The following is a 15,522-nucleotide window of genomic DNA, read 5'->3' as shown; positions in this document are numbered from 1 at the left end:
TGCAAAGGGTGAGCGCGACACCGACCTTGAAATTCACCCCGAACCCTGTGGGAGCTGGCTTGCCAGCGATAGCGGTGGGTCAGTCGACATCAATGTTGAATGTGACTCAGTCATCGCTGGCAAGCCAGCTCCCACAGGGTCTTCGGTGAATCTCGGATCAGCGCTTGGCCCTCACCATTCAGCGACGTTCGATTGGCACGAACTTGCGCTGTTCGACGCCGGTGTACTCGGCGCTTGGGCGGATGATGCGGTTGTTGGCGCGTTGTTCGAACACGTGCGCGGCCCAGCCGGTCAGGCGCGAGCAGACGAAGATCGGCGTGAACAGCTTGGTCGGGATGCCCATGAAGTGGTAAGCCGAGGCGTGATAGAAGTCGGCATTCGGGAACAGTTTCTTCTGCTCCCACATGGTCTTGTCGATGGCCTCGGAAACCGGGAACAGCACCTTGTCGCCGACCTCGTCCGCGAGTTTTTTCGCCCAGCCCTTGATCACCTCGTTGCGCGGGTCGCTGTCCTTATAGATCGCGTGGCCGAAGCCCATGATCTTGTCCTTGCGCTCGAGCATGCCGAGGGTGCCTTTGATCGCCTCTTCCGGCGACGAGAAGCGCTCGATCATTTCCATCGCCGCTTCGTTGGCGCCGCCGTGCAATGGACCGCGCAGCGAACCGATTGCCGCTGTTACGCAGGAATACAGATCGGAAAGGGTCGAGGCGCAAACCCGTGCGGTGAAGGTCGAGGCATTGAATTCGTGCTCGGCGTAGAGGATCAGCGACACGTTCATGACTTTGACGTGCAGTTCGCTCGGTTTCTTGCCGTGCAGCAAATGCAGGAAGTGGCCGCCAATGGTCGGCTCGTCGCTGACGCAGTCGATGCGCTTGCCGTCGTGGCTGAAGCGATACCAGTAGCACATGATCGCCGGGAACGCGGCGAGCAGACGGTCGGTCTTGTCGCGCTGTTCGGAGAAGTCTTTCTCCGGTTCGATGTTGCCGAGGAATGAGCAACCGGTGCGCATGACGTCCATAGGGTGGGCGTCGGCGGGAATTCGTTCGAGCACTTCTTTCAAAGCTTGCGGCAGGTCGCGCAGCTTGCTCAGTTTGCTTTGATAGTCGGCCAGTTGCGCTTTGGTCGGCAGTTCGCCGTACAGCAGCAGATACGCGACTTCTTCAAATTGCGCGTCGGCGGCCAGTTCACGCACGTCGTAGCCGCGATAGGTCAGCCCGGCTCCGGCCTGGCCCACGGTGGACAGTGCGGTTTGCCCGGCAACCTGGCCACGGAGCCCGGCGCCACTGAGTACTTTTGCTTCGGCCATTGTGTTCTCCAATCTTCTTGAATTTGTATGGGGAAAACTTGTGGGAGCGAGCCTGCTCGCGAAAGCGCTGGATCAGTCGACATCAATGTTGGATGTCAGTCCGTCTTCGCGAGCAGGCTCGCTCCCACAGGGTTTTGTTCAGCCTTTCTTCTGTGCAAACAACGCATCGAGCTTCTGCTCGAACGTGTGGTAATCGATACGATCGTAGAGCTCCATGCGAGTCTGCATGGTGTCGATGACATTCTGTTGCGTGCCATCGCGGCGGATCGCCGTGTAGACATTTTCCGCCGCCTTGTTCATCGCGCGGAATGCCGACAGCGGATACAGCACCAGAGAAACGTCGGCGCCGGCCAGTTGTTCGGTGGTGTACAGCGGCGTTGCGCCGAACTCGGTGATGTTGGCCAGGATCGGCGCTTTCACGCGATTGGCGAAAAGCTTGTACATGTCCAGCTCGGTAATCGCCTCAGGGAAAATCATGTCAGCGCCGGCCTCGATGCACGCCGCCGCACGATCGAGTGCCGACTCCAGACCTTCCACCGCCAGTGCGTCGGTACGCGCCATGATCACGAAGCTGTCATCGGTACGGGCATCGACGGCGGCTTTGATGCGATCGACCATTTCCTGCTGGCTGACAATTTCTTTATTCGGGCGATGGCCGCAGCGCTTGGCGCCAACCTGGTCCTCGATGTGAATCGCCGCCGCGCCGAACTTGATCATCGACTTGACCGTGCGCGCGACGTTGAACGCCGACGAGCCAAAACCGGTGTCGACATCCACCAGCAGCGGCAGGTCGCAGACATCGGTGATGCGGCGCACGTCGGTCAGCACGTCGTCCAATCCAGTGATGCCCAGGTCCGGCACGCCCAGAGAACCTGCGGCTACACCGCCACCGGACAGGTAGATCGCCTTGAAACCGGCGCGTTTGGCCAGCAGCGCGTGGTTGGCGTTGATCGCGCCGACCACTTGCAAAGGATGCTCGCTGGCGACCGCATCGCGGAAGCGCTGGCCCGGCGTGTTCAGGTTGGAAGTCATGCATCACCTCGTTCAGTGGCTGTCTTGTTGTGGGCGCCGTCCTCGTAGTGACGGGCGATGTTGCGTTTCGAGGCGCCGATGTGGCGGCGCATCAACAATTCCGCGAGCTCGCCGTCACGGTCGGCGATGGCATCGAGAATGCGGTGGTGTTCGGCGAACGCCTGGTGCGGGCGGTTCGGCGTGGTGGAAAACTGGATGCGGTACATGCGCACCAATTGATACAGCTCGCCGCAGAGCATCTGCGTCAGCGTGCGATTGCCGCTGCCCTGGATGATCCGGTAATGAAAGTCGAAATCGCCTTCCTGCTGGTAATAACCGACGCCGGCCTGAAACGCCGCATCGCGCTCGTGGGTTTCCAGGACCCGGCGCAGTTCGTCGATTTCCTCGACGCTCATGCGCTCGGCGGCGAGGCGGCAGGCCATACCTTCGAGGGATTCACGGATTTCGTAGAGTTCGATCAATTCGGCATGGCTGAGCGAGACCACCCGCGCACCGACGTGCGGCACGCGCACCAGCAGGCGCTGGCCTTCCAGACGATGGATCGCCTCACGCAGCGGGCCTCGGCTGATGCCATAGGTGCGCGCCAGCTCCGGCTCGGAGATCTTGCTGCCCGGGGCGATTTCGCCTTTGACGATTGCGGCCTGGATACGCCGGAAGACGTTTTCCGACAGCGTCTCGGAATCGTCGCCACTGATGACCGGGGGATCGAGTTGATCCAGCATGATTGTCGACACCTTTAAATCCAATGCGGCAAAAACTAGCCAATCTGGCCCGATGAGTCAAAGGATAAATAGGTATTGTCGACAATCGTCTAATAACCGCTGCCAATCGATCATCTCTTACTGTGGGAGCGAGCCTGCTCGCGAAGGCGGCAGGTCAGTCGGCTTCTGCATCGAATGACACAGCGCATTCGCGAGCAGGCTCGCTCTCACAAGGGTGGCACCCCTTGCAGGTTTTGGGTCGGCGCAAGCGCTGGCGCCATAAAACCACCGTGCTAGAATGCCGCCCGCATTTGCGGGTCTTTAGTACGGCTTGCCATAAAAAGCTGCCAGGCACACGCGGGGGCTTGCGCACGGTTGCGCGGGCACCTGAACCGATAACGGAACGCTGCGCACCAGGATTTATGAGACTCAAGCCTTTCCCCACCTTTTTTGCTCTGTTTTGCCTGCCCGGCCTCGCCGCCGCGGGGAAAAAACCGTGTATGGCCTCAACGAATACGCTTCGCTTGACGGCATCAATCTCGAAGTCGCGGCCAAACTCGACACCGGGGCGAAAACCGCCTCGCTGAGCGCCCGCGACATCAAACGCTTCAAACGCAACGGTGAGTCCTGGGTACGTTTCTACCTGGCCATCGACACCGCGCATTCACACCCCATCGAACGGCCGCTGGCGCGAGTCAGCAAGATCAAGCGCCGCGCCGGCGACTACGATCCGGAAGAAGGCAAGCAGTACACCGCCCGTCCGGTGATCGAGCTGGATATCTGCATGGGTTCGGCATTGCGCAGCATCGAAGTGAACCTCACCGACCGAAGTGCGTTCCAATACCCGCTTTTGATCGGCTCCGAGGCGCTGAAACGCTTCGACGCGCTGGTCGACCCCAGTCTTAAATACGCTGCCGGCAAACCTGCCTGCACCATCGCCGCTCATACCGCCGAGTAATTTCCATGCGTTCTCTAACCTTCCACCTGAAAATCCTGATCGCCGTGCTGGTGCTGCTGGGCGTTTCGGTTACGGCCTATCAGATTTTCGTGCTCGGCATCCCGGTGACCGAAGACGCCACCGACGACCTGTGGAACATCGACGCCAAGGTCGAGTTCGTCGCCAGCACCAAGGATCCGGTAAAGATCCAGATGTTCGTGCCGCCGTTGAGCCGCGATTACGTCAGTCTCAACGAAAGCTTCATCTCCAATAACTACGGCGTCGCGGTGAACCGCATCGACGGCAACCGCAAGGTGACCTGGTCGGCCCGTCGCGCCAAGGGCAACCAGACGCTGTATTACCGTTTGGTGCTGACAAAGCGCTACACCGCGGAAAAATCCAAGGTCAAAGGCCCGACCTTCCGTGACAGCATGGTCATCGAAGGCCCGGAAAAAATCGCCGCCGAAGCCCTGCTCGCGCCGATCCGCCAACATTCGGCCGACGTCGAAACCTTTATTGGCGAGGCGATCAAGCGCGTCAACAACGTCAACGACGACAACGTCAAATTGCTGCTGGCCGGCGATCCGTCGACTTCGCACAAAGCCAAGATCGTCGAACTGCTGCTGTCGATTGCCCACGTTCCGGTGGAAAAAGTCCACACCATCCGCCTCGTCGCCGATCAGCCTCAGACTCCCGAACTGTGGCTGCGCAGCTTCAACGGCAACGACTGGCTGTACTTCAACCCGGAAACCGGTGAGCAAGGCCTGCCGACCGATCGCCTGCTGTGGTGGACCGGCGACGAAAACCTGATCACCGTCGACGGCGGCAAGAAAGCCAACGTGACCTTCAGCCTGAACAACAGCGAGATGAACGCGATTCGTCTGGCCAAGCTGACCGACGAAAACACTGACGCCAACTTCCTCGATTACTCGCTGTACGGCTTACCGCTGCAGACCCAGCAGACCTTCATGATCATGGTGATGATCCCGATCGGTGTGCTGGTGATCCTGATCCTGCGCAACCTCGTCGGCCTGCAGACCCTCGGCACATTCACCCCGGTGCTGATCGCCTTGGCCTTCCGCGAAACGCAGCTGGGCTTCGGCATCCTGCTGTTCACAGTGATCACCGCGCTGGGCCTGTCATTGCGCTCGTATCTCGAACATCTGAAGCTGCAAATGCTGCCGCGTCTGTCGGTGGTGCTGACGTTCGTGGTGGTGTTGATTGCGGCGATCAGTCTGTTCAGCCACAAGCTGGGGCTTGAGCGTGGCTTGTCGGTGGCGCTGTTCCCGATGGTGATTCTGACCATGACCATCGAACGTCTGTCGATCACCTGGGAAGAACGCGGCGCCAACCATGCGCTGAAAGTCGCCATCGGCACGCTGTTCGCCGCCTCCCTGGCGCACCTGATCATGACCGTGCCGGAGCTGGTGTACTTCGTATTTACCTTCCCGGCGATCCTGCTGATTCTGGTCGGTTTCATGCTGGCGATGGGTCGCTATCGCGGCTACCGCCTGACCGAACTGGTACGTTTCAAGGCCTTCCTGAAGAAGGCTGACGCCTGATGTTCGGTTTCTGGAAGACCTGGAAGGCCCTCGAGGCGCGCGGCATCATGGGCATCAACCGCCGAAACGCGGACTACGTGCTCAAGTACAACAAGCGCAGCCTGTACCCGATCGTCGATGACAAGATCCTCACCAAGGAACGCGCCATCGCCGCCGGCATTCATGTGCCGGAGCTGTACGGGGTGATCTCCACCGAGAAGGAAATCGACAAGCTCGACGAGATCATCGGCGGGCGCAGCGACTTCGTGATCAAACCGGCGCAGGGCGCGGGTGGCGACGGCATCATCGTCATCGCCGACCGCTTCGAAGGCCGCTATCGCACGGTGTCGGGCAAGATCCTCGCCCACGAGGAGCTGGAACATCACATCTCCAGCATCCTCACCGGCCTGTACTCGCTGGGCGGCCACCGTGACCGCGCGCTGATCGAATACCGTGTGACCCCGGACCAGATCTTCAAAAGCATCAGCTACGAAGGCGTGCCGGACATCCGCATCATCGTGCTGATGGGTTACCCGGTGATGGCGATGTTGCGTCTGCCGACCCGCCAGTCCGGCGGCAAGGCCAACCTGCACCAGGGCGCCATTGGCGTCGGCGTCGATCTGGCCACCGGCCTTACGCTGCGCGGCACCTGGCTGAACAACATCATCACCAAACACCCTGACACCACCAACGCGGTGGATGGCGTGCAACTGCCCTACTGGGACGGTTTCATGAAACTCGCCGCCGGCTGCTATGAGTTGTGTGGGCTGGGTTATATCGGCGTGGACATGGTGCTCGATCAGGAAAAAGGCCCGCTGATCCTCGAGCTGAATGCGCGGCCGGGGCTGAACATTCAGATCGCCAACGATTGCGGCCTGACCTTGCGTACCCACGCGGTTGAAGCGCGGCTGGAAGAGCTGAAGGCGCGGGGCGTGACGGAGTCGGTTGAAGAGCGGGTGGCGTTTACCCAGGAGATGTTTGGGCATATTCCAGCTGTCGAAGGCTAAAAGCTCAAGAGCCCCTCACCCTAACCCTCTCCCAAAGGGAGAGGGGACTGACCGAGGTGGATGTTGGAGGTACGCCGACCTGAACGTCTTGAGTCGAACTCAAGCTTTGAAAAGCATGAAGATCGGCTCCCTCCCCCAAGATATCGAGCCGAACCCAAGTTTTGAAAAGCCCCCGATCTGCTCCCTTTCCCCCTCGCCCCCTTGGGGGAGAGGGTTGGGGTGAGGGGGAGGCTTTTGACTTTGATCTGGCAGCGCAGAGGACTACAATCCCCACCCCGCCTCAACGGCCGATCTGCCCCGCCCATGCTGACCTGCTCCGTACACCCACTGCCCTACCGCGCCAATCCGGCCGACTATTTCGCGGCCATTCGCAACGCACCCGGCGCCGTGCTGCTCGACAGCGGCCGGCCGAGCGCTGAACGCGGCCGTTATGACTTGCTCAGCGCTTGGCCGCTGGAACAACTGGCGGTGTTGCCGGACGAGAGCGGCGCGCATTTCCTCCAGCGCCTGCGTGACAATCTCAGCCGCTTGGGCGAAGCACAATTGCCTGCCGGGTACCAATTGCCGTTCGCCGGCGGACTGATCGGTTATTTGAGCTACGACTTCGGCCGGCATCTGGAAAACCTGCCGAGTCAGGCACTGGATGACCTGCAACTGCCCGATGCGCGTTTTGGCCTGTACGACTGGGCGCTGATCAGCGATCACCACGGGCAAACCAGCCAACTGGTCTTTCATCCTTCGCTTGTCGACAGTGAACGGCAGCGATTGGTCGCGCTGTTCACTCAGCCGCAAGTTGACGCGATGGCTCCCTTCAAACTGAGCGCCCCGATGGCCGCTGATATTTCGGCCGACGATTACCGTCAGGCGTTCGAACGCATTCAGGAATACATCCAGGCCGGCGACTGCTATCAGGTCAACTTCGCGCAACGCTTCCGCGCGCAATGCCAGGGCGATCCGTGGCTGGCTTACTGCGCTTTGCGTCAGGCCTGCCCGACGCCGTTCTCCGGCTTCCAGAGCCTGCCCGACGGCGGCGCGGTGCTGAGCCTGTCACCGGAACGTTTCGTCAGAGTCAGCCAGCGTCAGGTCGAAACCCGACCGATCAAGGGGACTCGCCCTCGCGGCGTGACTCCAGCCGAAGACGCCGCCAACGCCGCCGAACTGCTGGCCAGCCCCAAGGATCGCGCGGAAAACCTGATGATCGTCGACCTGCTGCGCAACGACCTCGGGCGCACCTGCCGCATCGGCTCGGTGCGGGTGCCGGAGTTGTTCAGTCTGGAGAGCTATCCGAATGTGCATCATCTGGTCAGCAGCGTGACCGGTGAACTGGCGGCGGATCGTGACGCGCTGGACCTGATAGCCGGCAGCTTCCCCGGCGGCTCAATCACCGGCGCACCGAAGATTCGGGCGATGCAGATCATCGACGAGCTGGAGCCGACCCGGCGCGGTCTGTATTGCGGCTCGTTGCTGTATCTGGACGTGCGCGGCGAGATGGACAGCTCCATCGCCATTCGCAGTCTGCTGGTCAAGGATGGCCAGGTGTGCTGCTGGGGCGGCGGCGGGATCGTCGCCGATTCGGACTGGCAGGCGGAGTATCAGGAGTCGATGACCAAAGTCAGAATTCTCTTGGAAACCCTGCAAAACCTCTGAGGAATGATCGTTCCCACGCTCCGCGTGGGAATGCAGCCCGGGACGCTCCGCGTCCCATCCAAAGCCGAACGCGGAGCGTCCGTTGAGGCATTCCCACGCAGAGCGTGGGAACGATCATCAATGCATTTTCTTGTGGGAGCGAGCCTGCTCGCGAAGACGTCCTTCCAGACGACTACAAACTCAACTCTCTATTAGAGGCCTTGAGAAATTCCTGCTTCAGCTCTTCAAACGTATGCACCGCCGGGAACTGCGGAAACTCGCGAATCACGTTGTCCGGCGCATGAAACAGAATCCCCGCATCCGCCTCGCCGAGCATGGTCGTGTCGTTGTACGAATCCCCCGCCGCGATCACCCGGTAGTACAGGCTCTTGAACGCCAGCACCGACTGACGCTTGGGATCTTTCTGACGCAACTGATAGCTGGTCACCCGCCCGCTTTCGTCAGTGATCAAGCGATGGCAAAGCAAGGTCGGGAAGCCCAGTTGGCGCATCAGTGGCTGTGAAAACTCATAAAAGGTGTCCGAGAGAATCACCACCTGGAAACGCTCGCGCAGCCAGTTGACGAACTCCACCGCGCCGTCCAGCGGTTTCAGTGTCGCGATCACTTCCTGAATGTCCGCAAGCTTGAGGCCGTGCTCATCGAGGATGCGCAGGCGCTGCTTCATTAGTACGTCGTAATCGGGAATGTCCCGGGTGGTAGCCTTGAGGGCGTCGATTCCGGTTTTTTCGGCGAAGGCGATCCAGATTTCCGGTACCAGTACCCCTTCAAGATCCAGGCAAGCAATTTCCACAAGACACTCCCGTTTGTAGTGATTATTGAGTCGAGCGAGGCCGAACTCTAGCGTCTGCACCAGACGCGCGCAACGCAGAGGACGCCCCGGCCGCGGCAGCTTTTTGTTACCATCGGCCCCCTATAGAGCGCCCGAGCGCCACTGACCTGTAGGAAGCCGACCTGATGAGCCCAACGTTCGACGTCGTGGAACTCGCCACGACCTATGCCAACAAATCCGCCCAGGACATCCTCAAGCTCGCCTTCGCCGAATTCGGCGATGACTTGTGGATATCTTTCAGCGGCGCCGAGGACGTGGTGTTGGTGGACATGGCGTGGAAGCTGAACAAGAACGTCAAAGTGTTCAGCCTCGACACCGGCCGCCTGCATCCGGAGACCTACCGCTTCATTGAGCAGGTGCGCGAGCACTACAAGATCGATATAGAAATCGTCTCGCCGGACTACACGAAACTCGAACCGTTCGTGAAGGAAAAAGGCCTGTTCAGTTTCTACAAGGACGGCCACGGCGAATGCTGCGGCATCCGCAAGATCGAGCCGCTGCGCCGTAAGCTGTCCGACGTCAAAGCGTGGGCCACCGGCCAGCGCCGCGATCAGAGCCCGGGCACCCGCAGCGCTGTGGCGGTGCTGGAAATCGACACGGCGTTCTCGACACCGGAACGCACCCTGTACAAGTTCAACCCGTTGGCGCAGATGACCAGCGAGGAGATCTGGGGTTACATCCGCATGCTCGAACTGCCCTACAACAGCCTGCACGAGCGCGGTTTCATCAGCATCGGCTGCGAACCCTGCACCCGCCCGGTGCTGCCGAACCAGCACGAGCGCGAGGGCCGCTGGTGGTGGGAAGAAGCCACGCAGAAAGAATGCGGACTGCACGCGGGGAATATCATCAGCAAGAGCAAGGTCTGATCCCCCATTTATAGAAAGACCTGCGGGAGCGAGCCTGCTCGCGAAAGCGCAGTTCCAGTCAACGTTTCAGTTGCCTGATACACCGCATTCGCGAGCAGGCTCGCTCCCACATTGATATGTGCCAGGCACACAAAAGGTGTACACAAGGTTGTCACCATCGGTGCCATTTATGTGTGCACTTTCTGTTTTTACGCCCTGAAAAGTTACATCCCCCAGCAGAATCCCCTCTGCGTGCGCCCCCTGCAAAATCCCTTCCCCAAAAAAATACCTGTCCAATCGATCAATTTATATCGCCGGTTTTTCAGTCACTTACCCCGCATTGATAACTATTCGAAATGAGCCCTGGCGCTTATGGATTCGCAACTGGCACAAATCTGGCTTTATCGCATACATGTTTTGTATACAAAACTGCAAAACATGCACACTTTCGATCCGCAAGCCTGAAGCGCCCTATCCCGTACAGGCTGCAGATGCCCCGTAACCAGTGATGTTTTCACCGTCGCGACGAAGATTTGTCGAGCCTGAGCGCTCATGCACAGTCATCGCGGGAGTGAACGTCAGGAGCCTGCCGGAATGCGTACAAGTCTTTCGAATAACATCGCGCTGAATCTGCCCTCCTCCACGCTCGATCAACCGTTGCCCGATGACGGACTGAGCGAGCCGCTGCAACTGAGCCCGCGTCTGCACAACAGCGATCTGGCGCCGACCAAAGCCGAAGGGCGGCGCTGGGGCCAGTACAGCATCTTCGCCCTGTGGACGAATGATGTGCACAACATCGCCAACTACTCGTTCGCCATCGGCTTGTATGCACTGGGTCTGGGCGGCTGGCAAATCCTCTTGTCACTGGGGATCGGCGCGGCGCTGGTGTACTTCTTCATGAACCTGTCCGGGTACATGGGGCAGAAAACCGGGGTGCCGTTTCCGGTGATCAGCCGGATCAGTTTCGGCATCCACGGTGCGCAAATTCCTGCATTGATCAGGGCGGTTATCGCCATCGCCTGGTTCGGTATTCAGACGTACCTCGCCTCGGTGGTATTCCGCGTCCTGCTGACCGCCGTGCATCCGGGCTTTGCCGAATACGATCACAACTCGATTCTCGGTCTGTCCAGTCTGGGCTGGGTGTGCTTTGTAGCAATCTGGCTGGTGCAACTGGCGATCCTCGCCTACGGCATGGAGATGGTGCGCCGTTACGAGGCATTTGCCGGGCCGGTGATTCTGCTGACCGTTGCTGCCCTCGCCGGGTGGATGTACTTCCAGGCCAACGCGACCATTGCCTGGTCGATCCGCGAGCCGCTGACCGGTGGCGAGATGTGGCGCAACATCTTTGCCGGCGGCGCGTTGTGGCTGGCGATCTACGGCACGCTGATCCTCAATTTCTGCGACTTCGCCCGTTCTTCGCCGTGCCGCAAAACCATCAAGGTAGGAAATTTCTGGGGCTTGCCGGTGAACATTCTGGTGTTCGCTGCGATAACCGTACTGCTGTGTGGCGCGCAGTTCCAGATCAACGGGCGAATCATCGAAAGCCCGACCGAGATCATCGCTTCAATCCCCAACACGTTCTTTCTGGTGCTCGGCTGCCTGGCTTTTCTGATCGTCACCGTTGCGGTGAACATCATGGCCAACTTCGTCGCCCCGGCGTTCGTCCTCAGCAACCTGGCGCCGAAGTACCTGACCTTCCGCCGCGCCGGGTTGATCAGCGCGACCATCGCCGTGCTGATCCTGCCGTGGAACCTCTACAACAGCCCGCTGGTGATCGTGTATTTCCTGTCGGGCCTCGGCGCCCTGCTCGGCCCGTTGTACGGCGTGATCATGGTCGACTACTGGCTGATCCGCAAAGGCCGGATCAACGTGCCGCAGCTCTACAGCGAAGACCCCAACGGCGCTTATTACTACAGCCGTGGCATCAATTTCCGCGCGGTGGCGGCGTTTATTCCTGCAGCGCTGATCGCCATCGTTCTGGCCCTGGTACCCGGTTTCCACAGCGTCTCACCGTTCTCCTGGCTGATCGGTGCCGGCATCGCCGGCATGCTTTACCTGATCATCGCCAAGCGCCAGACCCATTACGCCGAAGTCAGCGGTGAATGCATCGCTGTGGATAACGTCAGCCACTGATCCCTTCGCGGCCCGGTTTTCGGGCCGCACCACTGCCCGCAATAAGGATTTTCCATGCGTATTCTCGTGGTCAACGTCAACACCACCGAATCCATCACCGACGCCATCGCCCGCTCGGCGCAGGCCGTCGCTTCGCCCGGCACCGAAATCGTCGGCCTGACGCCGTACTTCGGCGCCGAATCGATTGAAGGCAATTTCGAAAGCTACCTGGCCGCCATCGCCGTGATGGATCGAGTGATGTCTTACGATCAACCCTTCGATGCGGTGATCCAGGCCGGCTACGGCGAACATGGCCGCGAAGGTTTGCAGGAACTGCTCAACGTGCCAGTGGTAGATATCACTGACGCGGCGGCCAGCACCGCGATGTTTCTCGGCCATGCCTACTCGGTGGTGACCACGCTGGATCGCACCGTGCCGCTGATCGAGGATCGGCTGAAATTGTCCGGCCTGTGGGATCGCTGTGCCTCGGTGCGCGCCAGTGGTCTGGCAGTTCTGGAGCTGGAACATGAACCGCAGCGCGCACTGGAAGCGATCGTGCAGCAGGCCGAACTGGCGGTGACCCAGGACAAGGCAGAGGTGATTTGCCTGGGCTGCGGCGGTATGGCCGGGCTGGACGAGCAGATTCGCCGGCGCACCGGCGTGCCGGTGGTGGATGGCGTGACAGCCGCCGTGATGATTGCCGAGTCGCTGGTGCGTTTGAAGTTGTCGACGTCCAAGGTGCGCACTTATGCGACGCCACGGCCGAAGAACATTGTTGGCTGGGCGGAGCGCTTTGCTCGATAAACCGAGTTATCGTTCATCGCGGGCAAGCCCTCTCCCACAGGGTTTTGTGTTGTTTGCAAGATGTGTGAACAACTCAAAACTTGTGGGAGCGGGCTTGCCCGCGATAGCCGCAACTCGGTTTGATGCCTGGCTCAGATAGCACTAAACCGCCGCCCCAGTCCCTGCTCAGCAAACTGTTCAATCACGAAATCCACAAACGCCCGGGTCTTGCCCGGCAACAATTTGTGCTCGGCGTAATAGATCGAAATGTTGCCGTCATCGACAAACCATTCCGGCAGCACTCGCCGTAACGTCCCTGCCTGAAGATACGGGACCGCAAACGGCATGCTCACCAGCGCAATGCCCAAATCTTGCATCGCCGTTGCACAGGCAGCCTCGGAATCACTCATGGTCATCCGCGCCCGCAATGTCAGCGGACTGTGTTGCTGATCGCGGTGAGTCAGTTGCCAGGAGCGCACGCGCCCGGTCTGCGGTGAGCGAATCAGAATGCCGTCGTGTTGCTTGAGGTCATCGGGATGGCTGATCGGCGCATGTTTTTGCAGATAGTCCTCCGATGCCACCAACACCCGATGCGCCGGTGTCAGCCTGCGCGCAACCACGCCTTGTGGCAGTTCAAAGCCGCCGCCAATCGCCGCGTCAAAGCCCTGCCCGATCAGGTCGACCTGGCGGTTATCGAAATGCCAGTCCGGGTTGATCGCCGGATAGCGCCGCAAGAACTCACCGAGCAGCGGCACGATATACAGACGACCGAACACCGTGCCCATGCTGACTTTCAGCGTGCCGGCCGGTTGCCCGCCGGCACTGGCCAGATTGGCTACGGCATTCTGGATGGTGGTCAGGCTGGCGCTGACTTCACTCAAAAACAGCTGCCCCGCTTCGGTCAGGGTCAGGCTGCGGGTACTACGCTGGAACAGCCGCACGCCAAGCCGCGCCTCCAGTTTCGCCACGCTTTTGCCGACCGCCGCCGGGGTCAGGCTCAAGCGTCGCGCGGCTTCGGCAAAGCTGCCGACTTCGGCGCTGCGCACAAAGCATTCGATACTGCTGAACGTTTCCATGATCGCCACTATAAACTTCTGGTTTACACAGACTATAGCAATCATGGTCTACCCGGTTGTCGATGCCAGGCCGATACTCGGCACCTACACCAAGGCATTCCGCCTTGAACACTTGGAGATCGAACATGACCACTCAACACCTCAGCGGCAAGGTCGCTCTGATTCAAGGCGGTTCGCGCGGCATCGGCGCGGCCATCGTCAAACGTCTGGCCGCTGAAGGCGCCGCTGTCGCTTTCACCTACGTCAGCTCCGCCGCCAAAGCTGAAGAACTGCAGAACAGCATCACTGGCAACGGCGGCAAAGCCTTGGCGATCAAGGCAGACAGCGCCGATGCCAGCGCGATTCGCCACGCCGTCAGCGCCACCGTCGAAGCGTTTGGACGCCTGGACATTCTGGTCAACAACGCCGGCGTACTGGCCATCGCGCCGCTGGAAGACTTCAAACTCGAAGACTTCGATCAGACCCTGGCCATCAACGTGCGCAGCGTGTTCATCGCTTCGCAGGAAGCGGCGAAACACATGGGCGAAGGCTCGCGGATCATCAACATCGGCAGCACCAACGCCGACCGCATGCCCTTCGGCGGTGGCGGTGTCTACGCGATGAGCAAATCGGCACTGGTCGGCCTGACCAAAGGCCTAGCCCGCGACCTCGGCCCTCGCGGCATCACCATCAACAACGTGCAACCTGGCCCGGTCGACACCGACATGAACCCGGCCCATGGCGAATTCGCCGACAGCCTGATCCCGCTGATGGCCGTCGGTCGTTACGGCACCGCCGATGAAATCGCCAGCTTCGTCGCCTACCTGGCCGGGCCGGAAGCCGGTTACATCACCGGTGCCAGCCTGACCATCGACGGTGGTTTCGGCGCCTGACAGACCGGCAAGAAAAAACGCCGCCCTTCTTTACAGGAAGGACGGCGTTTTTGTGCGGACGGTCAAGCCAGTTCCAGCGTCGGCAAGCCAAAGGCGCTGGGCATAAATGCTTTCAGCGAGCGGATAATGCCGTCAGCGTGAGCATATTTCTCATCAGCCATCGCTGCGTCGGGGATGGCGATTGCGGTCATGCCTGCCGCTTTCGCGGCGGTGACGCCGAACGGCGAATCCTCGAACACCAGACAATCCCCGGGCGCGATGCCCAGGCGCCGGGCGGCGGTGAGGAAGATATCCGGCGCCGGTTTGGCCGCGCCGACTTCCGGATCGTCCGCCGTGACGATGAAATCGAACAGCGCAAACCACTCACGGTGCAAGGTGGTTTTCTGCCCGAACGACTGGCGCGACGAACTGGTGCCGACTGCGATCGGGATGTTGTGCGCCTTGAGGTGACGCACCAGCGCTTCGGCCCCCGGCATCGCTTGCGCCTTGGGGAAACGCTCGCGCATCAGCGGCTCGCGGATCTGCAGAAATTCTTCCGGAGTGATCGGTAACTCCAACGCCTGCACCACGTAGTTGGCCAGATCATTGGCACCGCGACCAATGATGTTCTGCTTGACGCTCCAGTCGAAGGTTTTCCCGTAGCGCCCGGCAATCAGCGAGGTGACCTCGGTGTAAATGCCCTCGGTGTCGAGCAGCAAACCGTCCATATCGAAAATCACGGCCTTGATCGGGCCGAACGTCTTCAGCGGTGCATTCATCATCGGATCCGTTAACAAAGACATCCCGGGCGACAGGCAACGTGCCGCAACGCGGATCTGATTAATGGGTTCAGCA

General features: G+C 60.2%; 13 protein-coding genes and 1 pseudogene. 8 read left to right on the top strand and 6 right to left on the bottom strand.

The window, feature by feature from the left end; translation table 11 throughout:
* Positions 1-178: 178 nt before the first annotated feature.
* From prpC to AB4O12_RS03235, 3 genes are all read right to left on the bottom strand, one after another.
* Entirely contained in the window at positions 179-1,306 is a 1,128-nt protein-coding gene (prpC, locus tag AB4O12_RS03245; RefSeq protein ID WP_217851015.1) for a bifunctional 2-methylcitrate synthase/citrate synthase, read from the bottom strand.
* A 138-nt stretch (positions 1,307-1,444) separates the two neighbouring features.
* Positions 1,445-2,338 (bottom strand): methylisocitrate lyase, encoded by an 894-nt coding sequence (gene prpB / locus AB4O12_RS03240; protein WP_024012298.1) that lies wholly within the window; start codon positions 2,336-2,338, stop codon positions 1,445-1,447.
* Positions 2,335-3,057, bottom strand: a complete 723-nt coding sequence (locus tag AB4O12_RS03235) for a GntR family transcriptional regulator (RefSeq protein ID WP_177180867.1) — start codon at positions 3,055-3,057, stop codon at positions 2,335-2,337. The genes prpB and AB4O12_RS03235 overlap by 4 nt, the downstream gene beginning before the upstream one ends.
* A gap of 404 nt (positions 3,058-3,461) precedes the next feature.
* Here AB4O12_RS03235 and rloA point away from each other — a divergent pair.
* The 4 genes and pseudogenes from rloA to pabB all read left to right on the top strand — a co-directional run bounded on the left by rloA (position 3,462) and on the right by pabB (position 8,171).
* Positions 3,462-3,997, top strand: a pseudogene (gene rloA / locus AB4O12_RS03230) (retropepsin-like aspartic peptidase RloA).
* A 5-nt stretch (positions 3,998-4,002) separates the two neighbouring features.
* Positions 4,003-5,538 (top strand): osmotic stress tolerance membrane protein RloB, encoded by a 1,536-nt coding sequence (gene rloB / locus AB4O12_RS03225; protein ID WP_024012295.1) that lies wholly within the window; start codon positions 4,003-4,005, stop codon positions 5,536-5,538.
* Positions 5,538-6,524, top strand: coding sequence for an alpha-L-glutamate ligase-like protein (locus AB4O12_RS03220; protein WP_056784132.1), 987 nt, complete (start codon positions 5,538-5,540; stop codon positions 6,522-6,524). The genes rloB and AB4O12_RS03220 overlap by 1 nt, the downstream gene beginning before the upstream one ends.
* Before the next feature lie 303 nt (positions 6,525-6,827).
* Positions 6,828-8,171, top strand: a complete 1,344-nt coding sequence (gene pabB, locus AB4O12_RS03215; protein ID WP_460060319.1) for an aminodeoxychorismate synthase component I — start codon at positions 6,828-6,830, stop codon at positions 8,169-8,171.
* A 172-nt stretch (positions 8,172-8,343) separates the two neighbouring features.
* Here the strand turns inward: pabB and thrH are convergent, their stop codons facing one another.
* Complete coding sequence (thrH, locus tag AB4O12_RS03210; protein ID WP_406228633.1) at positions 8,344-8,961, bottom strand: bifunctional phosphoserine phosphatase/homoserine phosphotransferase ThrH; 618 nt, start codon at positions 8,959-8,961, stop codon at positions 8,344-8,346.
* Positions 8,962-9,125: 164 nt separating this feature from the next.
* On the opposite strand from thrH, the gene AB4O12_RS03205 reads away from it, so the two are divergent.
* The 3 genes from AB4O12_RS03205 (at position 9,126) to AB4O12_RS03195 (ending at position 12,761) form a co-directional block, all read left to right on the top strand.
* Positions 9,126-9,866, top strand: a complete 741-nt coding sequence (locus tag AB4O12_RS03205) for a phosphoadenylyl-sulfate reductase (RefSeq protein WP_041479156.1) — start codon at positions 9,126-9,128, stop codon at positions 9,864-9,866.
* A 573-nt stretch (positions 9,867-10,439) separates the two neighbouring features.
* A complete protein-coding gene (locus tag AB4O12_RS03200) occupies positions 10,440-11,978 on the top strand; it encodes an NCS1 family nucleobase:cation symporter-1 (protein ID WP_137215835.1) in 1,539 nt (512 codons plus the stop codon).
* Between the two features lie 54 nt (positions 11,979-12,032).
* On the top strand, positions 12,033-12,761 hold the full coding sequence (locus tag AB4O12_RS03195) for an aspartate/glutamate racemase family protein (RefSeq protein WP_095180831.1): 729 nt from the start codon (positions 12,033-12,035) through the stop codon (positions 12,759-12,761).
* A gap of 131 nt (positions 12,762-12,892) precedes the next feature.
* Here the strand turns inward: AB4O12_RS03195 and AB4O12_RS03190 are convergent, their stop codons facing one another.
* Positions 12,893-13,816 carry a LysR family transcriptional regulator gene (locus AB4O12_RS03190; RefSeq protein WP_460060317.1) on the bottom strand — a complete coding sequence of 308 codons (924 nt, stop codon included), beginning with the start codon at positions 13,814-13,816 and terminating at the stop codon, positions 12,893-12,895.
* A 125-nt stretch (positions 13,817-13,941) separates the two neighbouring features.
* On the opposite strand from AB4O12_RS03190, the gene AB4O12_RS03185 reads away from it, so the two are divergent.
* Positions 13,942-14,688 carry a 3-oxoacyl-ACP reductase family protein gene (locus tag AB4O12_RS03185; protein ID WP_056784118.1) on the top strand — a complete coding sequence of 249 codons (747 nt, stop codon included), beginning with the start codon at positions 13,942-13,944 and terminating at the stop codon, positions 14,686-14,688.
* A gap of 62 nt (positions 14,689-14,750) precedes the next feature.
* Here the strand turns inward: AB4O12_RS03185 and AB4O12_RS03180 are convergent, their stop codons facing one another.
* Complete coding sequence (locus AB4O12_RS03180; RefSeq protein WP_056784114.1) at positions 14,751-15,446, bottom strand: HAD-IA family hydrolase; 696 nt, start codon at positions 15,444-15,446, stop codon at positions 14,751-14,753.
* Between the last annotated feature and the right edge of the window lie 76 nt (positions 15,447-15,522).

The sequence above is a fragment of the Pseudomonas sp. S2_A05 genome (assembly GCF_054668485.1).
The sequence above is the reverse complement of the archived record's forward strand: the minus strand, read 5'-3'. Positions and strand labels throughout refer to the sequence as shown.